Source organism: Herbidospora sp. NBRC 101105 (assembly GCF_030269205.1).
GTDB classification, from domain to species: Bacteria; Actinomycetota; Actinomycetes; order Streptosporangiales; family Streptosporangiaceae; genus Herbidospora; species Herbidospora solisilvae.
In genome coordinates, this window is sequence record NZ_BSSX01000002.1 from 65,023 (window position 1) to 89,868 (window position 24,846).

At 72.6% G+C, this 24,846-nt stretch carries 17 protein-coding genes; 7 read left to right on the forward strand and 10 right to left on the reverse strand.

The window, feature by feature from the left end; all coding sequences use genetic code 11:
* Positions 1-74: 74 nt before the first annotated feature.
* Together QSK34_RS09415 and QSK34_RS09420 are read left to right on the forward strand one after the other, a co-directional pair.
* Entirely contained in the window at positions 75-1,295 is a 1,221-nt protein-coding gene (locus QSK34_RS09415) for an RICIN domain-containing protein (RefSeq protein ID WP_285582276.1), read from the forward strand.
* Between the two features lie 345 nt (positions 1,296-1,640).
* Positions 1,641-1,997, forward strand: a complete 357-nt coding sequence (locus QSK34_RS09420; protein ID WP_285582277.1) for a hypothetical protein — start codon at positions 1,641-1,643, stop codon at positions 1,995-1,997.
* Here QSK34_RS09420 and QSK34_RS09425 read toward each other — a convergent pair.
* Genes QSK34_RS09425 through QSK34_RS09440 form a run of 4 tightly spaced genes read right to left on the reverse strand, consistent with a single transcriptional unit; the run spans position 1,915 to position 11,935 of the window.
* A complete protein-coding gene (locus QSK34_RS09425) occupies positions 1,915-2,853 on the reverse strand; it encodes a YihY/virulence factor BrkB family protein (RefSeq protein ID WP_285582278.1) in 939 nt (312 codons plus the stop codon). The genes QSK34_RS09420 and QSK34_RS09425 overlap by 83 nt on opposite strands.
* A gap of 34 nt (positions 2,854-2,887) precedes the next feature.
* Positions 2,888-3,157 (reverse strand): DUF2087 domain-containing protein, encoded by a 270-nt coding sequence (locus QSK34_RS09430; RefSeq protein WP_285582279.1) that lies wholly within the window; start codon positions 3,155-3,157, stop codon positions 2,888-2,890.
* Positions 3,158-3,182: 25 nt separating this feature from the next.
* Positions 3,183-9,278 (reverse strand): RHS repeat-associated core domain-containing protein, encoded by a 6,096-nt coding sequence (locus tag QSK34_RS09435; RefSeq protein WP_285582280.1) that lies wholly within the window; start codon positions 9,276-9,278, stop codon positions 3,183-3,185.
* Positions 9,275-11,935: a LamG domain-containing protein gene (locus tag QSK34_RS09440; RefSeq protein ID WP_285582281.1), complete on the reverse strand. Its 2,661-nt coding sequence runs from the start codon at positions 11,933-11,935 to the stop codon at positions 9,275-9,277. The genes QSK34_RS09435 and QSK34_RS09440 overlap by 4 nt, the downstream gene beginning before the upstream one ends.
* Before the next feature lie 208 nt (positions 11,936-12,143).
* Between QSK34_RS09440 and QSK34_RS09445 the strand changes: the two genes are divergently transcribed.
* Positions 12,144-15,188, forward strand: a complete 3,045-nt coding sequence (locus tag QSK34_RS09445; protein WP_285582282.1) for an AfsR/SARP family transcriptional regulator — start codon at positions 12,144-12,146, stop codon at positions 15,186-15,188.
* Between the two features lie 49 nt (positions 15,189-15,237).
* Here QSK34_RS09445 and QSK34_RS09450 read toward each other — a convergent pair whose 3' ends face one another.
* The 4 genes from QSK34_RS09450 to QSK34_RS09465 all read right to left on the reverse strand — a co-directional run bounded on the left by QSK34_RS09450 (position 15,238) and on the right by QSK34_RS09465 (position 16,736).
* Positions 15,238-15,393 carry a hypothetical protein gene (locus QSK34_RS09450; protein ID WP_285582283.1) on the reverse strand — a complete coding sequence of 52 codons (156 nt, stop codon included), beginning with the start codon at positions 15,391-15,393 and terminating at the stop codon, positions 15,238-15,240.
* 44 nt (positions 15,394-15,437) lie between these two features.
* Positions 15,438-15,635, reverse strand: a complete 198-nt coding sequence (locus tag QSK34_RS09455) for a hypothetical protein (RefSeq protein ID WP_161484070.1) — start codon at positions 15,633-15,635, stop codon at positions 15,438-15,440.
* Positions 15,632-15,868, reverse strand: a complete 237-nt coding sequence (locus QSK34_RS09460; RefSeq protein WP_285582284.1) for a hypothetical protein — start codon at positions 15,866-15,868, stop codon at positions 15,632-15,634. The genes QSK34_RS09455 and QSK34_RS09460 overlap by 4 nt, the downstream gene beginning before the upstream one ends.
* Before the next feature lie 67 nt (positions 15,869-15,935).
* Positions 15,936-16,736 carry a hypothetical protein gene (locus QSK34_RS09465; protein WP_285582285.1) on the reverse strand — a complete coding sequence of 267 codons (801 nt, stop codon included), beginning with the start codon at positions 16,734-16,736 and terminating at the stop codon, positions 15,936-15,938.
* Positions 16,737-16,850: 114 nt separating this feature from the next.
* Here QSK34_RS09465 and QSK34_RS09470 point away from each other — a divergent pair, with 114 nt between their 5' ends.
* Genes QSK34_RS09470 through QSK34_RS09485 form a run of 4 tightly spaced genes read left to right on the forward strand, consistent with a single transcriptional unit; the run spans position 16,851 to position 21,413 of the window.
* On the forward strand, positions 16,851-17,600 hold the full coding sequence (locus tag QSK34_RS09470) for a serine/threonine-protein kinase (protein WP_285582286.1): 750 nt from the start codon (positions 16,851-16,853) through the stop codon (positions 17,598-17,600).
* Positions 17,597-18,670: a hypothetical protein gene (locus tag QSK34_RS09475; protein ID WP_285582287.1), complete on the forward strand. Its 1,074-nt coding sequence runs from the start codon at positions 17,597-17,599 to the stop codon at positions 18,668-18,670. Before QSK34_RS09470 ends, QSK34_RS09475 begins: the two co-directional genes overlap by 4 nt.
* Positions 18,667-20,124, forward strand: coding sequence for a hypothetical protein (locus tag QSK34_RS09480; protein WP_285582288.1), 1,458 nt, complete (start codon positions 18,667-18,669; stop codon positions 20,122-20,124). Before QSK34_RS09475 ends, QSK34_RS09480 begins: the two co-directional genes overlap by 4 nt.
* Complete coding sequence (locus QSK34_RS09485) at positions 20,121-21,413, forward strand: AAA domain-containing protein (RefSeq protein WP_161484065.1); 1,293 nt, start codon at positions 20,121-20,123, stop codon at positions 21,411-21,413. The genes QSK34_RS09480 and QSK34_RS09485 overlap by 4 nt, the downstream gene beginning before the upstream one ends.
* Here QSK34_RS09485 and QSK34_RS09490 read toward each other — a convergent pair.
* Entirely contained in the window at positions 21,401-22,273 is an 873-nt protein-coding gene (locus QSK34_RS09490; protein ID WP_285582289.1) for an FAD binding domain-containing protein, read from the reverse strand. The two genes, QSK34_RS09485 and QSK34_RS09490, sit on opposite strands and share 13 nt — an antisense overlap.
* Positions 22,270-24,837, reverse strand: coding sequence for a molybdopterin-dependent oxidoreductase (locus QSK34_RS09495; protein ID WP_285582290.1), 2,568 nt, complete (start codon positions 24,835-24,837; stop codon positions 22,270-22,272). Before QSK34_RS09495 ends, QSK34_RS09490 begins: the two co-directional genes overlap by 4 nt.
* Between the last annotated feature and the right edge of the window lie 9 nt (positions 24,838-24,846).

Below are 24,846 nucleotides of genomic sequence, written 5' to 3' on the forward strand. Positions count from 1 at the left end.
CCTATTGACAGTGTGGATGACACGGGTGTTACATCCTCTTAATTTAAGCCGTAAAGCGCACCCGGAGGACTCCCATGCGCCGACCGATGCTGCTCCTCGCCCTGTTAACCGCAGTCGCCACGCTCGTCAGCGGGCTGGTGGCCATGCCGCAGGCCCAGGCCGCCATCGGGCCTGTGACCTGGTCTGATGAGTTCAACGCCCCGGCGGGCACGTCGATCGACGGGTCCAAGTGGAAGTTCGACATCGGCGGCGGCGGCTGGGGCAACAACGAGCAGCAGTACTACACGAACTCGACTCGCAACGTTTACCACGACGGCGCGGGCAACCTCGCGATCACGGCCCGGCGGGAGAACCCGTCGAACCTCCAGTGTCACTACGGGACCTGCCAGTACACCTCCGGCCGCATCCTGACGGCCGACCGGTTCACGCAGGCGTACGGCCGGTTCGAGGCGCGGATCAAGATCCCCAGGGGGCAGGGCATCTGGCCGGCGTTCTGGATGCTGGGCGGCGGCACGTGGCCCAACGGCGGCGAGATCGACATCATGGAGAACGTGGGCAACCAGCCCAACACGGTCTACGGCACCGTCCACGGGCCGGGTTACTCCGGCGGCACCGCGGTCGGCGGGAACCGCTCGATCGGGGCTCCGCTCGCCGACGCCTTCCACACCTACCGCGTCGACTGGTCGCCCAACCTGATCATCTGGTACCTCGACGGCTCGGAGTACTTCCGCGTCACGCCCTCCAGCCTGCGCGGCAACGCCTGGGTGTTCGACCACCCGTTCTTCATGATCCTGAACGTGGCGGTCGGCGGTTACTGGCCGGGCTACCCCGACGGCACCACCCAGTTCCCGCAGACGATGCTGATCGACTACGTCCGCGTCTCGGCCTGGCAGCCCGACGGCGGGGGCGGCACCGGCGCCAACCTGCGGTCGGCCCTGAACAGCAAGTGCATCGACATCCCCGCCGCCAACCCGGTCGACGCCGCCAGGCTCCAGATGTACGACTGCAACGGCACCGCCGCCCAGCAGTGGTCGATCAACGCCGACGGCACGGTCCGCGCGATGGGCAAGTGCATGGACGCCGCCGCGGCCGGCACCGCGAACGGCACCCCGATCCAGCTCTACACCTGCAACGGCACCGCCGCCCAGCGGTTCACCCTGTCGGGCGCGGGTGACCTGGTGAACGTCGCCGCCAACAGATGCGTCGACATCGTCGGCCGCAACACCGCCAACGGAGCACAGCTCCAGCTGTGGGACTGCACGGGCGCCTCCAACCAGAAGTGGTCACGCTCGTAACGTCCACCCAGAAAAAGAAAAGGGCGCCCGCGATCCGGGCGCCCTTTTCTTCGCCCCGATCGAACAACAGGGGTCGGGTGGCCGGCCAGGCGGAGCCGTAACGGAAGAAGGGTGTTTCGAGCGAAGCGAGCGGCCTTCCGAGCGGAGCGAGGCCTGTCCGGGGAGGGCGAGGGGCGGAGCCCTTCGCGCGGGAGCGGCAGCGACCCCGGAGCGCAGCGACGCCGGGACCGCGAAGCGGGCCGGGGGGAGCGTGAGGGGGCGGAGCCCCCTGACAGCGGGGGGCTCGGGGGGTCGTCCCCCCGGGGACTGAGCGTCCCCCCGTTGACCTGGGTATATGTTCGGATTATGTATGACGACGGACTGGTGATCTGCACGGACACCGAGCTGATCATCAGGACGTACTACCTCTGGGGTGGTGACAAGAGCATCTCCCTGCGGGCCATCCGGGCGGTCAACGCGGTTCCGCTGCCCAACGGGAGCCGGCGGTTGTGGGGTACCGGCGACTTCGTGCACTGGTACAACCTCGACCGGGACCGCCCCCGCCGCCGGATGGCCCTGTGGATCGACGTGGGCGCGCGGATCGTGCCGTCGATCACGCCCCGGGATCCGGGGCGGTTGATCACTGAGCTGGCGTCGAGAGGGATTCGCACGAATCGGGCTGGGATGGTGCAGCGTGGTCAGGGCTGGATGCGGCTGGCCTGACGCGCCGGCCCGTCGCGAGGTCGACCACGGTGCCGTGGCGGCTGGTCGCGGCGTGGGCGGCGGCGTACAGGATCAGGACGTTCATGAGCTTCAGGAACAGCAGCATGCCCACCGCGCCGGCCACCACCGTGTAGGCCGGGTTCGACGAGCTCAGGTTGAAGTAGAGCTGCCCGGCGGTCTTGAGCACCTCCAGCCCCACCGTGATGATCAGGGCGGGGCCGATCACGCGGCGCGGCGACAGGCGCAGTCTCGGCGCCAGTGTCAGCAGCGCGGCCGACAGCAGCAGGTTGACCGCGAAGCCCAGGCCGAACGCGGCGGCCTGGAGGGCGAACCGGGCGACCGGGGCGTCGGGGCCGACGGTGTGGCCGGTCACCCACAGCAGCGCCGACTGCGCGCCGAACGACAGTGCCAGCGACGCCGCGAGCAGCAGGCCCAGCGCCGCCAGCACGCCCAGGTCGATGAGCCAGCGAGTGAGGAAGCGGCCGGGGTATTCGTTGAGGCCCCACACCGCGCGGCTGGACGACCGCATCGAGTCGACCCAGAACAGGCCGGTCAGCGGGAGGCCGAACAGGGCGATCCAGCCGGCCGTGTCGCGGGCGTCGCGCAGGGCCGCGACGTCGAGGCGGGGGAAGGTGTCGGCCAGGTAGTCGGCGACCTGGGCCAGCGCGCCGGGGGTGTCCCAGACGTGGCCCATGATCACGAAGGCGAGCAGGCCGAGCGCGAAGATCGCGAAGAAGGCGTAGTAGGTCATGCCCGCCGAGAGGCGGCCGCCGTCGGCCTGGTCGAACCGCAGGACCGCGCGGACGTGGTGGTCGATCCAGGGACGGCGCAGGCGGAGATCGCTCCATCGACTCACCCGCATGGCCCCTTATTACCCGAGACGCGCTGTTTCAGACGGTGCCGCCACTGCGCCAGTAGACCCCGTCCTCCCTGGACAAGAGGTCATTATCGATGAGGTAGCGGCGCAGGGCGGCGTAGTCGTCGAAGAAACCGACGAGGACCTCGTTGACCTCCTTCTCGGAGTAGCGCACCCCGATCTCGAACGACTGGGCGACACGGTCGAGGACCGCCAGGCGCACCGCGTGTTTGGCGGGCATCTGCACCAGGCGGCCCCCGACCAGGAACCTTTGGATCACTTCTTCGCTGATCTCGGCACTCATGCCTCGATCGTAGGGCGGCTCCCGGTTACCAGAGGAACTGCGGCGGGATGCGGAACCGCCGGACCGGGGCCGTCACCGTCCGGACCACGACCGGCACGTACACCTCCCGCTCGTAGCAGCCGCGGGCGTACTTGCAGGCCTCGTTGTAGCCGTTCTCGACGTTCAGCGCGGTGCCCCAGTTGTCCCAGGCCCGGTCGCGGGCGCGGGCCCGGGCCTGGGCGGCCAGCGCGCGTTCCCGGTCCTTCTGGGCCTGGATCATCTTGAGGCGGTTCTGGTAGAGCCGCTCGGCCTCGATGTCGACCTTCATGCCGGGTTTGGCGTGCCCCATGACGGCCTCGTCGATCGTGATGTCCTGTCTCCTGGCCTGGATGCGGTTGTCCGCCTCTCTGATCGCCTTCTTCGCCGCGTTCTTGGCCGGGCCGTTGGCCAGCACCTTGCCGAAGGGCACGAGCCCGGCCGCGCCCACGGCGCAGTCGACCTTCTTGCCCTCCTTGCACGACTTCACCGTGTCGATGACGCCGGTCACGGTGGAGACCGCGCCGAGCACCGCCGCGAACGGCTGGCCGCCGGGGATCACCGCGGCGGCCATCGCCGCGTACCCGGTGACCGCGGAGATCTTGCCGGAGTGCTCCCAGAGGAACTTCCCGGCGCCCTTGACCACGTTGACCTGGTGGTTGATCGCCGTGACGGCGACCGCCTTGGCGACGTTGGTGACCTTGTCCATCCAGGCCGGCTTCTTGATCCCGAACAGCAGGCCGTCGGGGTCGGTGAAGGTGAGCGGGTTGCCGTTGGAGTAGCTGTAGCCGTGCATCTGCTGCGGGTCGAGCGGGTCGATCACCGGGTCGACGCTGATGAAGGCGCCGAGCAGCGGGTCGTAGTCACGGGCCCCGATGTTGACCAGGCCCGTGGGATCGTTCGTGCCGCCGACGAAGCCCTTCTCCCCCGCCCAGAAGGCGGGATTGCCGCCGCGCTGGGCGCCGAAGGGGAGGCTGCGCTTGCGGGTGGCCGACAGGTCCGCGGCCTTGATCATCGCCTCGGCCGTGTTGTGGTGGTCCTGGGCCAGCCAGGCCAGGCCGGTGAGCCCGGTCCCGGTCCGCACCGCGACGGTGTCGTCGCCCTGCGTGTAGTAGCGGGTGCCGGTCACCGTGGCGCCGACCGCCTTCACCTCCTGGCCGTGGGGCAGGTAGGCGGTGATCGCGCCGGGCTCCTTGCGGATCAGGCGGGCGCCCTCGGTGTCGTACAGGTAGGAGGTGGTCTGGCCGTTCTGGACGGTGGTGGCCAGGTCGCCCTCGGCGTCCCAGGTGAGGGTGGTGGCGGCGCCGTCGACGGTCCGGCTGTTCATGTTGCCGGCCTGGTCGTAGCCGTAGGCGTCGGAGCCGCCGGTGGACTTGTCGACCCGGGTGACGGCGTGCGGCTTGGAGCCGGCGGCGCCGCCCTGGGCGGGCTGGACGAAGTCGCGGATCGTCGTGGTGGTGGCGGTGCGCCAGGTCTCGGTGTCCCGGCTGCCGGTGGTCGTGTAGGCGTAGCTGTGCCAGTAGGGCGCCGGGCCGCCGAGCGTGCCGGCCGAGCGGGCGGCCGGATTGCAGTCGCCGTTGGCCGGGGTCCAGGCCTCGGTCATGCGGCGCAGGTGGTCGGTGGTGAAGCACTGGTGGTCGGCCTGCTGGCCGCCGTTGGGCCGGTCGCTGACCTTGGTGACCGAGCCCATCTGGTCGTACTCGTAGTTGAAGTTGACCGTCTGGTTCTTCAGCTCCGGCGTGGTCGAGCTGGTCACCAGGCGGCCGGTGGGCTCGTCGTAGGTGTCGGTCTGCCAGACCCGCTTGTCGTCCTGACCGAGGATGCGCTGGATGCGCCCGCCGATCTGGTTGTAGACGGTGTCGTTGACGTAGATCTGCACGCCGCTCTTGATGTACGACTGCTTGCCGACCGCGTTGTAGCCGTACTCCAGCTTCTCCTCGGGCAGGTTGCCGACGGCCGGCAGGGTCAGCGTGGCGGGCTGGCCGTCCTGCTTGTAGGTGGTCTTGTACTCGTACGTCTTCGCCAGCGCGCCCGTCTCGGCGGGCAGGGTGACCGTCATGCCGGTCGCGTAGCCGCCGGCGTCGTAGCCGCTGATCAGGGTCGGGTACTTGGCGGTCCCGTTGTACCTGATCGAGCCGGCGGGCTTGCCGAGGCCGCCGGGGGCGGTGTCGTACAGCCACTCCGAGCGCAGCGGGCCCGTCGCCGAGTCCTCGCGCAGCGTGGTCTTTCGGCCCAGCGGGTCGTAGGTGTACACGAGCACGACGCCCCGCGCGTCCTTGACGCTGGTGAGCTGCCCGGTCGTGTCGAAGGTCTGCTCGCTGACGCCCTTGTCGGGGTCCTCGATCTTGATCTTGTTGCCGCGGACGTCGTAGGTGGTGCGCCAGGCGTTCCCGGCCTGGTCGACGATGGTCGCCAGGTCGCCCCTGTCGGTGTAGGTGTACAGCGTCCGGTCGTAGGTGGCGGCCGTGAACGAGTGGAACTGGCGCAGTTCGACGGTCCGGCCCCGGGCGTCCTGGACGGTCTCCGTCTTGGTCCCGCCGATCGGCGGCGTGACGATCGTGCCGGTCCCGGTGTAGGCCGTCGTGGTCGCCCACTTGGCCACGCCGTAGGCCTTGAACTCGGCCTTGGTGACCCGGCCCGCGCCGTCGTAGGTGTTGGCGGTGACCGACGGGATCGCCTTGGTCGGCACCGCGATGGCCTCACCCGGCCCGGCGGTGTCGTGGTAGTAGGGCTCGGAGGTCCATTCGACCAGGCCGCGCGAGTCGTAGACGGTGTCGGCGATGACCCGGCCGCCGCCGACCGCCTGGCTCTGCGCCTGGCGCTGGCGCAGCAGCGCGTCGAACAGCACGGTCGAGGTCTGGTAGCGCCCGGTGCCGTCGGGGAGCAGCTTCTTCGTGGTGGTGACCGACGGCGCGTTGTTGCGCACCTTGTAGGCGTACAGGATGTTGGCGGCCTCGCTCCTGGCCCGGCCCGGCAGCCAGACCTTGGTCAGCCGGCCCGCGCCGTCGTACTCGAGCTCGGTCTTGCGCCCGCCCGCGTCGGTGACGGTCGTCGGCACCTGCCAGGCCGCCTCCATCAGCGAGGAGGCCGTGTGGTTCAGCGCGTTGGTGGTCTTCAGCTCGGTGACCGGGCCGGCCTTGTCCGGGATGTACTGGGTCTTGGTCGTCCGGTTCAGGGAGTCGGTGGCCGAGGTCGCGCGCCCGTTGGCGTCGTAGGTCGTGGTGGTGACGGCGAACCACTGCGGGGTGGCGCCGTTCCAGCCCTTGAGCTCCTCCTCCTTGACGACCAGGCCGCGGGTCGGCGCGGTGCCGAGCGGCTTGGCGGGGTCGTCGTAGTAGTTGCGCTCCTGCATGATCACGTCGCCGGGGATCGCCGGGGTGGCGGAGCAGGCGACGCCGTACTGGTCGGTCTGCAGCACCTTGTCCTTGATCCACAGGGTGCCGTTGTGGACGTAGGACGTCCTGGTGCACTGGTCGTCCGCGGGGGTGGACTCGTCGCCGAGGTCGCTGACCTCGGTCGGCAGGTTCTCGGCGTTGACCTTGGTCAGCACCTTCGACCACTGGGTCCCGCCGTCGGCGAGCCGGGTGCGGGTGAGCTGCACCGGCGTGTGCACCATGTACGCCTTGAGCGACCCCGACGCGCCGGTCTGGGTGAAGCCGGGCTCGGTGAGCTTCCCGGTGATCCACTGGCCGCCGACGCCGTCGAAGGTGGTCTGCTCGCGCAGCTGGCCCTGGTAGGCGTCGTGGTCCTCGATGCGCTTGGAGTGGGGGTCGCCGGTGCCGTCGAGGCTGTCCTTCACCCAGACGTCACGGGTCTTGTCGTCGGGCTGTCTGTCGCCGTCCATGCCGCGGAAGTAGCGGTACTCGGTGACCGCCTGCGGCCCGGTCTCCAGGCCGACCCTGACCCGGACGTGGCCGTAGCCGCGCCACTGGCCCCAGGTGCGCTTCTTCTCCTCGACGAGCTCGCTGTCGTCGTACTTCCACATCGGGGTGTCGAGGTAGTCGTAGTTGGTCTGCTCGTGGGTGAAGCCGCCGCCGTTGTCGTACAGGTCGATGCGCTTGACCACGTACTTGTTGAACCAGTCGAGCGTCGGATCGGTGCCGTCCTGGGTGGCCCACTGCGGGAAGCAGCGTTTGCCGTTGGAGTGGACCGCCGGCAGGGAGGCGCGGGTGCAGTCGCCCGGCAGGTAGGTGACGCCGATCTGGGCGCCGGTCTCGGTGGTGATCGACACGACGCGGAAGCGGTTGAGGGCGGTCCGGCCGTCGTCGGCGCCGTCGACCCGGTTGGGGAACGGGTCGGCGCCGGGCGAGAAGGTCACCGGCGGGTCGGTGACCGTCGTGCCGCCCTTGATGCCCGAACCCGAGTGTGTGATCGAGTCGAGCCACATGGGCACGCCCTCGTTCTGGCTCACCCCGGCGTTGAGCCACGAGTGCTTCAGCGTCCACGACTCCACGGTGCGGAAGCCGCTGCCGTCGCGCACCTGGGCGCGCACCGCCGCGAGCCGCTTCTGCGTCCAGAAGGTGGGCGACATCTGCTCGGTGCACTTGTCGCGGCAGTACTGGTCCCACGGCACGTCCGGCCACGACGCCGCGACCGCCTTGCCGCCCGAGTCGAAGCAGGTCGCGCCGGGCAGGCAGCGGTCGGCGACCTCGAACGCGATCCGCGCGGAGGCGGTCGGCTGGTCGGTGCGGGTGCCGTAGTCGATGGTGGTCAGGTAGCCGCCGCGGTCGTAGGTCTGGCGCTTGTCGGCGTCGAACTCGCGGCCGTAGGCGCCGGTCTCCTTGCCGTAGTTCAGCGTCATCGTGTTGCCGTGCGAGTCGACGACGTGGTCGAGGTTCCAGCGCCAGGCCTGGGTCTCGCGGCTGCCGGCGAAGTCGCCGGACTCGTAGCCGGGGTCGCCGGGGTGGTTGCCGTACACCTGGGTGGTCCAGGCCGAGTCGGTGCGGCGCCCGAAGAAGTACTGGGTGCCGTCGATCGTGGTGACCTTCCAGTGCTCACCGTTGTAGACGCCGTTGGAGGCGTCCGGCAGCAGTTCGACGCGGGAGCCGTCGTCGCCGGTGCCCTTCCACTTGCCGCCGCCCAGGTCGATCAGCTCGGTCGAGCTGCCGTTGAGGCTCATGGTGGCGTTGGGCTTCCACCAGCACTGGTCGCCGGTCTTCTTGTCCTTGTTGTTGGGGTCCTTCCCGCCGACCGCCTTGGTGTCGTCGAGACAACTCTTGTACGTCCGCTCGATGAACCCGGTCCACATGTCCCAGCCGTCGCCGACCCACGACCCCTGCCCGTTCTGGCCCGAGGTCTTGCCGTCGACCGCCTGCGACGAGTAGGAGAAGGCCAGCGAGGGCGCCGGGCCGCCCACCGCGGACGGGCTCTTGATCGGGTACTTCCAGGAGAACGCGCCCGTCTGCTGCGACACCTGCCACGTCGAGGCCGGGGTCAGCGACGTCGCCTTGTAGTCGCCGTTCGGCCCCGCCGGGGCGGCCGCGGCGGCCAGCAACTGGGGCGCGCCGTCCGCCGGGAGGGCGACGTCGGCCGTGAGGGTCCGCGTCGCGGCGTCGTTCTTCGCGTCGACGGGGACGGCGGCGTCCAGGCCGCAGCCCTTCGCGCCGGGGGTGGTCAGGGCGCAGGCCGGGAGCCGGACGAGCCGCAGGCGGCTGGCCCAGTCGCCGCCGAAGGCGCCCGCGAACTTGGAGTAGTCGAGGTTGACGCCGACCGTGCCGGCCGACCGCCGGCCGTCGCTGCGCGCCACCGACATCATGACGCCGCTGATCCCGGCGGTCTCGGCGGCGGCCCGGCCGTACACCCGGACCCCGACCCTGCCCACCGAGGCCGCCGCGGCGACCGTGACGGGCTGGCCGGCGACGGCACGCGCGCCGGGGGTGATCTGCGCGGCGGTGTCGGCCGGCCAGGTGATCGTGAAGGGTTCCTTGACCCGGGGCGGCTGGGCCGTCTCGACGACGGTGCGCCGCGTCTCGTCCTCGACGGGGACGGGGGTGACGTCGACCGGGACCGGGGGCTCCCAGTCGGCGAGGGCGTTGGCCGTCCCCCCGCTGACGATTCCGGCCCCCGACAGTACGAGGGCGATCAGTAACGCGGCCGGTTTCCTCATCCCTTGGCTCCGTCCGTGACGATCTCACTCTGGGTCAGTGCCTTCTGGAAGGCGCCGACCCTGTCGACGGCGCCGGTCCAGTACTGCGTGAGGGCGCCGGCGTCCTTGGCCCGGCCGACCGACCAGCCCTGGGTCGCCGACCACGTCGAGGTGAAGGGCACCTGGTCGGCCTCCTCCCAGTTCAGGCCGTTGACGTAGATCCGCAGGCGGGTGCCGTCGTAGACGCCGGCCAGGTGGGTCCAGCCGGTGCCGACCGACTCGGTGGAGCAGGCCCTGGTCTCGGCGCCGCCGTCGGCGGCGTACATGGAGAAGCACCAGCCCTCGGCGCGGTAGCCGAGCCGGAAGCCCGAGCCGGTCGCGCCGTGGGAGGAGACGGCGGTCATCGGGCCGCTCACGGTGGTGGAGTTCAGCTTCACCAGGGCGGTCACCGTGAAGGGTGTCCTGGTGTCGACGACCGGCTGGGTGGTGGCCCAGGCCGAGGCGCCGTCGAGGGCCAGCGCGTAGCCGCCGCTCCTCCCGGCGGTGCGGGCGGCCGGACCGGCCTTGCTGTCGAGCGTGGTCCCGGCCGGGTCGGAGGCGGCGGTGGTGCCGGACGCCTCGTTGAAGCCCCACCCGATCGCCTTGGCCGGGACGGGGCGGACCAGGAACTCGTAGGTGAACGGGCTGCCGGCGACGTTGCCGGCCGCGTCGGCGGCGCGGGCGGTGAGCAGGTTGACCCCGTCGCGGTCGGGGGTGAGCGGGCCGGTCCACACGTCGCCGGTGGTGTTCACCCAGCCCTTGTTCACGCCGTTGAGGGTCAGCTCGAAGCGGTTCGCGCCGGACGCGGAGATCGCGAACGTGCCCGCCTGGCCGGCCGCGCCGTTCCAGGTGCCGGCGCTCGCGGGCGGATACTCGGCCGAGGTCACGCTGACGTTCGCGGGCGCGGTGGTGTCGACGGTGAAGTCGAACCAGCCGCCCCAGCCGCCGCAGACATAGGCGTCACAACCCCGGACCCGCCAGGAGTAGGCCCCTTCGGGCAGCGCCGGCGTGACCTTCCACGCCGCGGCCTGGCCGGAGGCGCGGTTGGAGACCGCCGAGCCGGACGCCGCCTTGCGGCTCGCGCGGGCGCGGTCGTACACCTCGAACTCGACCCGGGCGAGGGTGCCGCCGTTGGGGTCGGCGGCGACGGCCGACAGCGTGGGCGTGCCCGAGCGCACCCAGGCGCAGGAGATGCCGCAGTCGGTGGTGATCTTCAGCGAGGTCGGCACCGACGGGGTGTGGTTGTAGGTGATGATCAGCGCCACCGAGCCCGGGATGAAGTTGCTCCACCCCATGTGGTCGCCCTCGTCCGACGAGATGAGCGCGAAGGTGGTCTGCGAGGCGCGGGCGTTGGCCTGGCTCTGCATCCGGCCTTCCAGCACCTTGGCGCTGCCGTCGTCGTAGACCTTCCTCTGGTCGCCCGAGGGGCAGCTCGACTCGTTGGCGTCGAACTTCTCGGTGCCGATGGTCTGCACGTTGCCGCTGCTGGTGCTGTTCCAGGTCGCGGTGTTCATGGCGGAGATGTTGTTGCGGAACAGCAGGTTGGTGTTGGCGCCCGCGCAGTCGGCGACGTGGTCGGCGGTCACCGCGAACTCGGCGGCCTGGATCGTGGCGCCGGCGAGCTGGGCGGTGTCGAACCGCATGTAGGCCCGCCACTTGCACGAGGTGTTCCACTGGCGGCCGACACGCAGCTCGCTGCGGTAGCTGGTGTAGAAGCTGGTGCCGGGCGAGCAGCTGTTCGTGTGGGTCCAGTTGCCGCCCATGCTGGGCTTGCTGAACGCCGGGTCGATGTAGATGGGGAAGGTGGCGTCGGGCGCGGTCAGCAGGGCCTGGTCGGGCACGACGACGAGCTCGTGCGCGGACACCTCGACGTCCATCTCGGCGGTGCGGCCGGGCGCGGTGTCGGCGCCCTCGTCACCCGCGCCGTCGGCGTCCCACATGAGCGCCGAGCCCGACGCGAACAGAACGTTCCCGGCGGCGTCGACGACCTCCAGGGCCGACTCGTTCTCGCGGATCGACGCCCCGCCGGACGCCTCGATCGGGAAGGCGATGCGGGCGAGCTCGGAGTTGGCGGCGGCCGTCGGCGTGTTCACCACGAGGTACTGCGAGAACCCGTCGGGTTCGGCCCGCAACTGCAGGTCGACGCCGGGCAGCACATCGGCGTAGGTCGCGGTGTCGCCGTTCAGGGAGGGCGTGGGAAGGTTCCACGGCGACTTGATCCGGACGGAGGCCGCGCCCTCGGTGAGGGTCACCATGGGGTCGGCGCCGCCGGTGGAGAAGCGCACGTCTGCCGAGGTCGCGACCGGAGTCACGCCGCCCGACAGACGCAGGTCGGTGTTCACGTCGGTCCAGACGCCGTTCTTGACGACCTGGGTCGGGAAGAGGGAGGTGACGGACTCCAGCGTGCCGTCGGGCTGGGCGAAGACCTGGCTGGTCTCGGTGCGTTCCGAGAGCACCTCGACCTCGGTGCCGCACTGGGCGGCCATGCCGGCGGCGCCGTCGGGGTCGTCGGCGGCCGGGACGCACGTCGGGGCGGTCGGGATCGGCACGGGCACGGCCGCCGCCGGAGCGGGGAGGGCCACGAGCGTGGAAAGGGAGAGAAGGACGGCCAAGGAGGCCGCCCGGGAACGGGACACCACGATGTCTCCTCAGGTATGGCTGGGGCTGAGGCACACCATGAGGCAGCTGCGTATTTTTGCCGTATAGGCGATGTGAGCGGCGTATATAGCCCTGTTGAGTTTCGTGGGATATATGGCTCTTGAACCAGATCCGATAATGAATAAGGCACATATAACGATCGACCGGTAAGGTGCATCTCACTCCCGGAGATCACCCCCGAAGGTGGCGATGAGGCTTCGCGTTCTCGGTCCCCTCGACATCACGATCGACGGCGCGCAGGTGCCGCTGCGGTCGGAGAAGCAACGGCTGCTGCTGGCCGTGCTGATCGGCAACGCCAACGCTCCCACGGCGGGTTCCCGCCTGATCGGGGCGCTCTGGGAGGAACCGCCGGCCTCGGCCCACGAGAATCTCCGCCTGTACGTCTACCACCTGCGCAAAGCCCTGGGCGACCGCGACCGGATGGTCCGCCACCCGTCCGGCTACGCCCTGGCGGTCGGCCCCGGCGAACTCGACGCGGCCGACTTCGAGGCCCTCACGGCCGAGGGCGCGCGGGCGATGAACGGCGGCGACCCCGCCACCGGGCGGCGGCTGCTGGCCAGGGCCCTGGAGATGTGGCGCGGCCCGGCCTACGGCGACCTCGCCGACCACCCCGCGATCTGGCCCGCCGCAACCCGCCTGGAAGAGGCCCGGTTACGGGCGGCCGAATTGCGGATCACCGCGGACCTGGCGCTGGGCCGCCACGAGGACCTCATCGGCGAGCTGACCGGCCTGGTGGCCGAACACCCGACCCGCGAGCGGCTGCGGGCCCATCTGATGCTGGCCCTCCACCGGGCCGGGCGGCGGGCCGAGGCGCTGGAGACCTTCCGCGAGGGGCGGCGCGTCCTCATCGGCGAGCTCGGGCTCGAACCCGGAGCCGAACTGCGGGCGCTGCACGAGGAGATCCTGCGCGGCGACTCCGGCACGTCCGCGCCGCGCCCGGCCGAGCCCAAGGCCGGGCCGACCCTGTTCCCCACCCCCGCGCAGCTCCCCCACGACGTCGCCGACTTCGTCGGCCGGGCCGAGGAGCTCACCGAGCTCGACCGGCTGCTCGACCTGCGGCAGAGCCAGGGCGTGCCGGCCTTCCTCGGGCTCACCGGCATGGGCGGCGTCGGCAAGACCGGCCTGGCCGTCCACTGGGCCCACCGGGTCTCCGGCCGCTTCGCCGACGGACAGCTCTACGTCGACCTGCGCGGCTACGCGGAGGACGCCGAGCCGCTGGCGCCCCGGCAGGTGGTCGACCGGTTCCTGCGGGCGCTCGGCGTGCCGGGCAGCCGCATCCCCGACGACGTCGACGAGCGGGCCGGGCTGCTGCGCAGCGTGTTGTCGCGGCGGCGGGTGCTGCTGGTGCTCGACAACGCCCGCGACGCCGGGCAGGTCCGGCCGCTGCTGCCCGGCTCCCCCGGGTGCGCGGTCATGGTGACCAGCCGCGACGGCCTCGACGGGCTGGTGGCGCAGGAACGCGCCGACATCCTCCAGGTCGGCACCCTCGGCGACCTGGAGGGCGTGGCCGTGCTGGCGGGCCTGGCCGGGGGCGCGGTCGACCCGGCCGACCCCGAACTGGCCCGGCTGAGCGAGTTGTGCGGCGGGTTGCCGCTGGCGCTGCGCATCGCCGGGGCCCGGCTGGCCGGGCGCACCCGCCTCACCGCGGGTGTGCTGGCCGGTCACCTGGCCGACGAGCGCAACCGGCTCAGCGAGCTCAGCCACGGCGGGGTGCGGGTGCGGGCCAACTTCGGGCTCAGCTACCGCGACCTCGACCCGGCGGCGGCGACGCTGTTCCGGCGGCTGAGCCTGCTCGGGGTGCCCGACTTCGGCGAATGGGCCGGCGGGCCGCTGCTGGGCATCGGCCGCGAGCCGCTCGGGGAGCTGTTCGAGCAGCTCGTCGCGGCGCAGCTGCTCGAAGTCGTGGCGCAGGAGGGCGGGGGCGGGGTGCGCTACCGCTTCCACGACCTGGTCCGCCTGTTCGCCCGCGAACGAGCCATGGAGGAGGACGACGCCGCCGCCCGCGCCGAGGCGATGGGCCGCTCGCTCGCCCTCTGGTTGTCGCTGGCGCAGGAGGCCCACCGGCGCGAGTACGGCGGCGACTTCGCCGTGCTGCGCGGGAGCACGCCGCGCCGGGCGCCCGATCCGGCGCTGGCCGACGCGCTGCTGGGCGAGCCCATCGAGTGGCTGGCCGCCGAGCGGGCCGGGCTGGTGGCGGCCGTCTCGCAGGCCGCCGACCTGGGGCTGGCCTCGCTCGCCTGGGAGCTCGCGATGACGTGCGTGACGCTCTTCGAGGCGCGCAGCCTGTTCGACGACTGGCGGTCCACCCACGAGGTCGCGCTCGCCGCCGCCCGCGCCGCGGGCGACGCGCTCGGCGAGGCCGCGATGGTGTACGGCCTGGGCAGCCTGGCCCTGTTCCGGCAGGAGTACGCCACGGCGGCCGAACTGCTGGAGGACTCCGCGGCCCGGTTCGAGGCCCTCGGCGCCGACCACGGCGTGGGGCTGGCGCTGCGCAACCTGGCGCTGCTCGACCGCATCACCGGCACCCCCGAACGGGCCCACCACCGCTACAAGGAGGCGGCCGACCTGCTCAGCGAGGCCGGCGACCGGGCGGCCCAGGCCCACTCGGGCATCGGGATGGCCCAGATCCGGCTGGAGGAGGGCGTGTTCGCCGAGGCGGAGACGCTGCTGCGCGACGCGCTGCGCACCTTCGAGGACATCGGCAACCGGCGCGGCCAGGCGCAGGCGCTGTTCCGGCTCGGCGACGCCTACCTGCGCCGGGAACGCCCCGAACCGGCGCGCGACGCCTTCGCGCAGGCGCTGCCGCTGGTGCGCGCCATCGGCGACCTCGTCGGCGAGGCCTACCTGCTGCGCGGCCTCGGCCAGGCGCAGCTCGCCTCCGGGGAACGGGGGGCGGCCGAGACCTCGATGAAGGCCGCCGTCGCCGCCGCGCAACGGGTCGGCGACCAGTTCGCCGAGGCCAGCGCGTCTCTCGGACTCGGCTCCCTCTTCGAGTCCGGCGATGACCTCGGCGCGGCGGTCCCCCATCTCGAGCGAGCGGTGACGTTGTTCGCCGAGATGGGCAACACGACCTGGCGGGCCCGCGCAATGGACGCCCTCGCCGTCACCCTCCGCAGGATGGGCGACGAGGAGGCCGCGCGGGCCCTGTGGGAGACGGCTCACTCCCTGCTGCTCGGCCTCGACTCCCCCGAGGCCGCGAAGCTGGCGGCGAGGCTCGCGCCCCGCTCCGAGTAGACCGGTCCCGTCCGCCGTCCACCCACCGTCTGGTGGCCGGCGGAGGTCACTAGACGCATTCGCCGTTGCCCCAGTGCATGTTCTCCGGGCACAGGTCGACGATGACCTCGTTCCACGGCACCGCCGCGGCCGGCCCGGCGAGGCCGACCAGTGCGCCGACGGCCAGCGCGACGACGATGAGTCCGGCTTTCACACTCTTCTTCATGGTGATCCCCCGTCAGGATGGGACACCGTCCCGCGCAGGCCGGGTCAGTCGCTGGGACGTTCGTTGCCCCAGTGCATGTTCGGGTCGGGCGGGACGACGCAGTCGTCGGAGTCGACAGCGTAGTCGCACGGCGGAGGCGGCAGCGGCCCCGGCGCCGCGAGGGCCGGCGCCCCGAACACCCCGAGCGCGCCCACGGCCAGCGCGGCGACGAGCACGGCCTTCTGACTGGTCTTCAGCTTCACTCGGCGCCCCCATGAGAGGTCTCGTCGATGTCGTCGGCGCAGTACGGGTTGCCCCAGTGCATGTTGTCCCCGCATGCGATGGGGTCGTGGTTGTACTTGGTCGGGTCGGTCTTGATTCCGATGATGACGACCCCGCCGACCGGCTCGGCCGCGGCGGCGGGCGCGCTGAGTGCCCCCAGAGCCCCGACCGTCAGCGCGACGGCGGTCAGGGCCGCTTGTGCTCTTTCTCTCATCTGGTCCCCCGTCAGAGGTGAGAGGCCAGAGTGGCACGTTCGCGTATATGAGGCGTATATCCGCTGCTTACGGACGGTGGATCACGACCTCCACGCCCACCCCGAGGTCGCCGAGCGTGCGGGCGGCGTCGGCGAGCGACAGCCGGACCAGCGGGAACAGCCGCTCCGGCGGCACCGGGGTGACCGACAGCACGACGAAGACCACCCGGTCGGGGCGGGCCCCGCCCGCGAACCGGCCGCGGGCGGCGGACACCGCGGCGGTCACGACCGGGCCGAGGCCGGCGGCCGTGGTCACGTACACGAGGTCGCCGCGTGCGGTGAGCAGGTCGCCGAGGTCGCCGCCGGGCAGGGCGAGCAGGTCGGGGCGCAGGTTCCCGGCGTTGGCCGCGTAGACGCGGGGCGACTCCCCCGCGTGCCAGGCGGGCAGGCCGGGGTCGGCCGTGAAGAGCGGGCGGATCCGGTCGAGGGCGTCGGCCAGCCGGGCGGGGTCGAGCGCGGACCACTCGCCGTCGACCAGGGCCCAGCGGTCGTCCATCACCGCCTGGAGCCAGGCCGGGACGCGGGCTCCGCCGATGTCCGTCCGGCCGGCGTACATGCGGATGATCCCGGACCGGAGCGCGGCCACCCGCCGGCCGGCGGGCTGGAGGAGGGCACGCTGCAGCACGTAGGCGGCGTCGACCGACGGGCGGTAGCCGGAGACGCTGCCGACCTTGACGCGGAAGCGGTCGGCCCGCGCGTGGGCGGCGCGGCAGGCGGGCGGCACGACCACCGACCACCTCACGGCGTCGCCGTCGGGGCGGGTGTCGATGCGGGCGTCGAGCCGGGCGTCGAGTTCGGCCCGGGATAACGGGGGGCGGCAGCGGCTCATGGGTCGTCTCTCTTCTCGCGGGTGTCTTCAGTTGTGGAAATGTAATGCTGGAAATTACTGGAAGCAACTGGAATAGCTTGGCTTTCCCTGGGGGCGCTGTTAAGGTGCGGAAACGTGGATCTGGACGGGCTGGAAGCACAGATGGGGAAGCTGAGGAAAGCCATCCGGCAGGCGACGGCGGCCGGGCGGCACGCCGAGGCGCGGGCGCTGCGGGCCCGGCTGCGGGAGGCCGAGCGTCAGTGGGACGCCGAGGTCGAGCAGCCCGCGACCCAGCCTCCGCTGGTTCCGGTACGCGAACAGGTCCACCGGGCGCTGACCCTGCTCGGCGCCCCGACCGCCGCGAGGATGATCGTCGCGGTCGACGAGTCGTTCTTCGGCGGCCAGATGGCCAACACCCAGCTCACCAGCCTCCGGCGGGACGAGGAGAAGTCCTACCGGTCGGCGCCCGGCGCCCGGCCCTACTACCTGTGCGCGGCGCTGACCTCCGAACTGCTGTCCCCGGCCCGGGGTTTACTGGCGCTCAGCACGTGGGCGCTGCCGCAGCGGATCATCGGGCCGCTGAGCCCGCGCACCGACTTCCTGACCTCGGCCGTCCGGCTCGCCGAGCACCTGATGCGGCTCGACGACGCCTCGCCCGGCGCGTTCCGGCTGCTGGGGCAGTTCGCGCAGAACATCCCGGGCGCCGGCGACGGCTTCGGACCGGCCGATCCGGCCAAGGTGATCGCCGCGGCGGGGGCGGAGCTGGCCGTACACCAGGAGAGGGATCAGATGGACAGACGGGAGGCGGCCGCGCGGGCGGCAGATCGGCTGGGGCCGGTCGAGCAGCTCTTCGGTTCGGGGATCAAGTCGGTGAGGTCCGCGTGAACCGGCTCGACGCCATCCGGGGCACCACCCCGGGGCAGGACCACAACGCGCGCAGCATCGCGGCCCTGGCGGCGAACCCGGCGTGCGACCGGCGGGCGATCCTCGACGCGGCGGCGATCGACAAGCCCCGGCTGATGCGGCGGTTGCGGTTCGACGACCGGTGGGGCCAGTCGCCGTTCGCGATCCAGCGCAACCAGCAGTTCACCGACCTGGTGAAGGCCAACGGCGCGGCCCACCTGCTGCGGCTGCTGCGCACGCTGCTCGACCTGCCGATCGAGGAGGCCGGTTACGTCAACCTCGAAGACGCCGGGGGGAACGAGGGCCAGGTCGCGCGGCACGGGCACACCCGCCGGATCATCCGGCAGACCGCCGAGGGCCGGGGCCGGGCGACGATCCTCGACCGGCCGCTGCTGCGGCTCGACGTCGCGGGCGCCCAGGTCTACCTGGAGCCCGACGTCATCGCCTTCCAGCTCGGCGGCAGGTTCCACATCGTGGCGATCAAGTCGTTCGCGATCGTCGACGACCAGGCCGACACCCCGAAGGTGTCGGCGGCGGCGCGCGAGGCGGCGGTCTACGTCCACGCCCTGCGCGAGCTGGTCGGCCGCGACCTGGTCTCCCATGACGTGATCCTGGTCTGCCCGCGCGACTTCACCAACGAGCCGACGGCGACCACGGTCGACGTCCGCCACCAGCTCGTCACCCTCGCCCGCCAGCTCTCCCGGCTGACCAGGATCGAGGCGATCCTCGACCGGCTGCCCGAGAACCTGAGCCTCGACCTCGACGCGCTGTCCCCGGCCCAGATCGAGGCCGCCGTGTCCGCCATCCCGGCCCGCTACGCCCCGCAGTGCCTGTCGGCCTGCGAGTTGTCCCACCTGTGCCGCCGGGAGGCCCACGACCTGGGCCACCTCGACGCGCTGGGCCGGGTCGTCCGCGACGACCTGGGCGGCATCGAGTCGGTGCAGACCGCGCTGCGGGTCGCGACGCCGGGCGAGCCGGTGGCCGACGACCAGGCCGAGATCGCCGAGCGGCTCCGCCACGTCGCGCGCCTCTACGACGAGGCGGTCGCGTGAGCCTGCTCCACTCCTACGTGAAGGTGAAGGCGCGGGAGCGGGGGCGGGCGCTGCCGCGCGCCACCGTGCGCCACGTCCACCTGGCCGAGGCGCCGATGGTGTTCGTGCCGCTCCGGCTGGCCGGTGAGGCCGCCGCGCCGCTCGGCGCGATGGTCGGCACCGATCCCGCGCGGCCGACACTGCTCGTGGTGCCGCAGCCGCGCAACCGCGACCTGCGGTTCCAGTTCCTCGCCGACCTCGGAGCGGTGCTGCTGCCGTACATCGACCGGATCTCCCGGCAGGTCGAGACGGTCGAGGCGAGGACGCCGTTCGAGCGGTGCCTCGACGCGCCGCAGATCGTCGTGCCGAGCCCCGGCGGGGTGGAGTTCGCCGCCAAGCTGGGGCGTTCGTCGCGGTTCCGGCGCACGACCGGCCCCTACGCGGTCGACCCGGCGGTGCCGATGCTGGGCCGGTGGCTGACCTTCCTGGCCGAGCAGAGCGAGTTCGCCGGGTCGTCGCTGATGGTGGCGATGACCGACCTGCTGACCGCCCACTGGGTGACCGGGCAGAGCGCGGCCGAAGACGCCGACCTGGCCGCGCTGCTCGGCTGGATCGACCCGCCCGAGGGCCTGACCGGCCCCGAGGCGGCGGCGCTGGCCGACGATCCGCTGACCCCGCCCGCCGGGCCCGACACCCATCCCGAGTTCGACCGGCAGGAGCTCCAGAAGGCGATCGAGCACTACGACGCGACCGGTTCCGCCGCGCAGGTCGAGGAGGCGCTGCACGGCCAGCTGCGGCCGACGTGGGACCGGGTGTGGCAGGCGATCGGGCTGCTCGCGGCGCTGAAGGAGTCGCCCGGCGCGACCGCGCGCTGGGAGCGCGACCGTGTGCACGTCGCCCTCCACCGCGCCTGGATCGACGGCGGCGGCCTGCCGCAGGGCAAACGCGACAGCGCGGTCGCGGCGGCCAAGCGGCTGGCCCGGCTGGAGGCGGCGCAGCAGTCGTTCGAGGCGGCCCGCGCCTTCGACGACCCCCTCGTGATGGCCGAATACCGGGCCGACGGGGTGGCGTTCGCGGGCGAGGTGGTGGCCGTCGACCTGACCCGGCGCATCGTGCCGCCGGGCGGCAAGCGCGAGGTCCCGCGTCCCCTGGTGACGATCGAGACCTCCGATCCGGTACGCCTGGCGAAGGGCAAGAAGGTGCGCTCGCCCTCCCGTCCACGCCAGTCGGCGACCATCGCCGATCTCACCGAGACGACGGTCACCGTGCAGATCGACGACGGCATGGGGCGGGGCTCCCAGCCCGCCGAGGGCAGCGTGCCCGCGGTCGGGACCGTGATCTGCTACACCGAGCTCGACCCCGGCGAGTCGCGCCGCGCGCCCCTGCCCCCGCGCGAGGAGACACCGTGGACCCACGGCGGCCCGCCGCCGGAGTACGTGCCGACCGACGACGACGCAGCGGAGCCCTGGTCATGACCCCCGCCGAGGCCGCCAGGGCGGCCACCGAGACGATCCTGGCCGACTACACCAGCGCCGCCTCCCCGGGCCTGGTGGTCGACTCGCCCCCGGGCGCCGGGAAGACCACGCTGGTCGTCGAGACCACCGCCGCCATCGCCGCCAAGGGCGAGCGGCTGATGATCGTGGCCCAGACCAACGAGCAGGTCGACGACCTGGTCGACCGGCTCGCCCGCAGGTCGCCCGAGCTGACGATCGGGCGGCTGCACGCCGAGGGTTTCGACCCGCCCGAGCGGGTGCGCCGCCACGCCGCCGTCACCACCGGCAGCAAGATCGCCCAGGTCGACGCCTGCCAGGTCGTCACCGCCACCGCCGACAAGTGGGCCTACGTGGCCGACCGGAGCTGGAAGTGGGCGATCGTCGACGAGGCCTACCAGATGCGCTCCGACAAGCTCCTCGGCGTGGCGCGGCTGTTCGCCGACGGGCACGCGCTGTTCGTGGGCGACCCGGGCCAGCTCGACCCGTTCAGCGTCGTCGACAGCGAGCGGTGGACCGGCCTGAAGTGGGACCCGCTGCAGAGCGCCGTCGCGGTGACCCAGCGGCTCAACGGGCTGCGCACCCACCGGCTGCCGGTGTCGTGGCGGCTGCCCGCCAGCGCCGCGCCGATGGTGTCGGAGGCCTTCTACCCGGCGGGCGGCTTCACCGCCGGCACCGAGGAGGGCACCCGGCGGCTGGAGCTGACCGTGCCGGGCCTGCGCTCGTCGTTCGACCGTACGGTCGAGATGGCCGCCGCCACCGGGTGGGCGCTCTACGAGCTGCCGAACCGGCACACCGTCCGCACCGACCCGGAGGCCGCGCAGGCCTGCGCCGAGATCGCCCGGCGGCTGGTCCAGCGCGGCGCGGTCGCCCACGACGAGCACGGCTCCCACCCGGTGACGCCCGACCGGATCGCGATCGGCTGCGCCCACAACGACCAGGTCGCCGCGGTGAAGCTGGCCGGACCGCCCGAGGGCGTCACCGTCGACACGGCCAACCGGCTCCAGGGCCGCGAATACGACGTCACGATCGTGCTCCACCCGCTGTCGGGACGGCGCGACGCGACCGCGTTCCACCTGGAGTCGGGGCGGCTCTGCGTGCTGACCTCGCGGCACCGGCACGCCTGCGTCGTGGTGGCCCGCGCGGGCATCGCCGACCTGCTCGACCACCATCCGATGAGCCCGCGGGTGCAGCTCAACGTGCCGATCAAGTTCCCCGACGGGTGGGCCGCGAACCACGCGGTCCTGGCCCACCTGGAGAACTACCGGGCCTGAGCCAGCACGTCGCCGATCAGCGTCGCCGTCACCGGGATCTTGTACGCCGTCTCGGGGAACGCGGGCGTCCAGTCGAGCCGGGCCGCCCGCGCGAACAGCTCCTCCGACGGCGCGTGCCCGGTGAGGGCCGCCTCGACGCCGGGCAGCCGGAGCGGCACCGCCGCCACTCCCCCGACGGCCACCCCGGCGCGCACGATCACGCCGTCGCGCACGGTCAGGTGGGCGACGGCCTCGGCCAGCGGCCACTCGGCCGAGGCGCGGCCGGTGGCGCGCTTGTACCCGGCGCGTTCGCCGTCGATCGGGGGCGGCAGGACGACCGCGGTGAGCAGGTCGGACGGGTCGAGCAGGTGGTCGCGGGCGCCGTCGCCGTAGAGGCCGGCGACCGGCCGGCGCGGGCCGTCCTCGATCTCGGCGACGGCGTCGTAGGTGAGCAGCGCCATGGCCACCGACGAGGGGTGCGGCGCGACGCACGGGCCGACGTCGAGCACGACGGCGCGCTCGCCCGGGTTGCCGCGCGCCGGGCAGCCCTCGCCGCCGGTCTTCAGGCACTCGTAGTGCTCGTTGCGGTAGTAGCGGCAGCGGGTGCGCTGGAGCAGCACCCCGCCGAGCGTGGCGGCCCGCCTGATCTGCGGCGTCGCCAGCGCGCCGGCCGTCAGCGCGAGCGCGGGATAGGCGGCGGACAGGGCGGGGTCGGTCGCCAGGGTGTCGACGGTGACCATCGCCCCGATCCGGACGCCGCCCTCCTCGGTGGTCTCGATCGACCGGAGGCCCCGGTCGCGCAGATCGACGATCGGGCCGGTCGAGCGGCCCGACGCGCGGCGTTCCATCAGATCAGTGCCGCCGGCCCGGTATTCGGTCATCGGGGCATCCCTTCGAGCAGGCGGTCGGGGCGGATGGGCAGGTCGAGCGGGCGGAAGCCGGTCGCGTTGAAGACCGCGTTGCCCACCGAGGCGGCGACCGAGACGGTGCACACCTCGCCGAGCCCGACGCCGCCGCCCGGGACGTGGTCCCAGCCGTCCTCGTGGAAGTGGATGGTCATCTCGGGGGTGTCGTTGACGCCGGGCAGGCGGTAGTCCTCCAGGTTCGCCGACAGGACCACGCCGGTGCGCGGGTCGGTGATCCGCTCCTCGTAGAGGGCGTAGCCGATGCCCTGCACGATGCCGCCCTCGCACTGGTTGCGGGCGGCCGTCCGGTTGTAGATCGTGCCGGCGGCGATGCCGCCCCACACCCGCGTGACCCGCGTGTGGCCGAGCAGGGTGTCGACCTCCACCTCGGTGATGTGGACGGCCCCCGCCAATCCCCGGCCGACGCGCAGATGGTCCATCGAAACCGGGACCGCCGAACCGCGCCGGTCCTTGGGCCGTTCGCCGAGCACGGTCACGCCCTCGGCCGCGCCGACCGGCTTGCCGCCGAGGTGCGCGGCGAGTTTCCCGGCCGCGTCGCGGGCGGCCGGGCCGACCGAGGCGGTCGACCGGCTGCCGCCGGCGACCGGGCCGTGGGGCGCGTCGGAGTGGCCGACCTCGACGACGACGTCGGCGTCGGGGAAGACCTCCCTGACGGCGTTGCGGATGACGGTCCGGACGCCGGTGCCGATGTCCTGGGTGGCGGTCCGGGCGACGATCCGGCCGTCGCGCACCGTCAGTTCGATCTTGGTGTCGACGTCGGCGGTGTAGATCCAGTTGGCCGCGGCGGCCCCGACGCCCCGCCGGTAGCGGCCCGTCTGGGGCGTCGCGGGGCGGTCGCGCCACAGCGGGAGCTCGGCGGCGATCTCGTAGAGGGCGCGGCGGCGGCGGTTGCCGTCCCAGGTGCGGCGCAGCTTCAGCGGGTCGGCGCCGAGCCGGTGGGCGATCTCGTCGACGCCCTGCTCGACCGCCCACGCGAACGGCGGGCCGCCCGGTCCCCGGAAGGGGCTGGCCGGGGGCGCGTTGCCGATGACGTCGCGGTCGCGGAAGTGGCGGGGGCCCCGGCCGTACATGAGCAGGCCCAGGGTGGCGACCATGGAGCCGGTCGAGACGCCGCCGTGGCCGGAGACGTCGAGCGAGATCGCGGCCAGCCCGCCGGTGGGGGTACCGAGCATGCGCAGCTCCGAGCGGGTGCCGGGGCGGTAGCCGGTGTCGGTGAGCTCCTCGGCCCGCGACATCGCGACCCTGACCGGGCGGCCCAGCGTGCGGGAGAGCTCGACGGCGGCGACCACGTCGGTGCTGAGACCGAGCTTCGAGCCGAACCCGCCGCCGACGTGCTGGGCGACGACCTCGACCTTCGGCGGGTTCCAGCGTTTGGCGGCGGCCGCCTTGACGTGCGGCAGCGCCTGGGTGGAGACGTGGAGCGTCAGCCCGTCGGGCCGCCAGTCGGCCACCGAGGCGTGCGGTTCGAGCGCGGTGTGCGACTGACCGGAGGTGGTGAACGTGGCGGCGAAGTAGCCGGGCGCGTTCCGCTCCTCGGCGGCGTCGAGCCTTCGCCGGGCGGCGCGCCCGCGCCAAGCGGAGGCGTAACCCGACCGGACGTTGCCCCGCCACCGCCCGGGGAACCCGGCGCCTTCGGCACTGGAGGGCGCGGCCTTCTGGGCGGCGGCGTCGGCGAAGATCACCGGGGCGCCGTCGCGCCGGGCTTCCGCGGGATCGACGACCGAGGGCAGCGCCTCGTAGTCGACCGTCACCCGCTCGGCCAGTTCCCTGGCGAGGGCGGGTGTCTCCGCGGCCACGGCCGCGATCGGCTGACCGGTGTAGCGGACGACGTCGCCTTGCAGGAGGCGGACGAATCCCGCCACCGGACGACCGGCCGCGGAGGCCGGAGACGCTTCTTCGGACATCTCCGGAGATTTCACCGTGACTCGCGCGTGCGGGAGCCGCGAACGCACGATCACCCCGTGAAGCATGCCCGGGAGGGTCACGTCGACCGTGTACTCGGCCGTGCCGGCGACCTTGGCCGGGGCCTCCATCCGGGCGGGCACCGGCTCGCGGTCGTCGAACACGCCCGCGCAGGCCTGCCGGACGGCGGCGACGATGTTCTCGTAGGCCCCGCACCGGCACAGGTGGCCGGTCAGCGCGGCGGCGACCTCCTCGCGGGAGGGCGTGCCCTCGTGGTCCTTGCGCCACCGGTCGTGGAAGGCGACGGCCTCGGTCACGAAGCCCGGCGTGCAGAACCCGCACTGGAGCGCGTCGCACTCGACGAACGCCCGCTGGACGGGATGGTCACCACCGACCCCCTCGACGGTGGTGACCTCGGCGCCGTCCAGATGGGCGGCCGGCAGCAGGCAGGACACCTTCGGCTCGCCGTCGACGAGGATCGTGCAGGCCCCGCAGACCCCGGCGCCGCAGGCGACCTTGGTGCCGGTGGCCCCGAACACCGTCCGGATCACGTCGGCGGCGGTGTCGTCGGGACCGGGGTCGTGCTCGCGTGGACCGCCGTTGAACGTCAGGCGCATCGGAGGCTT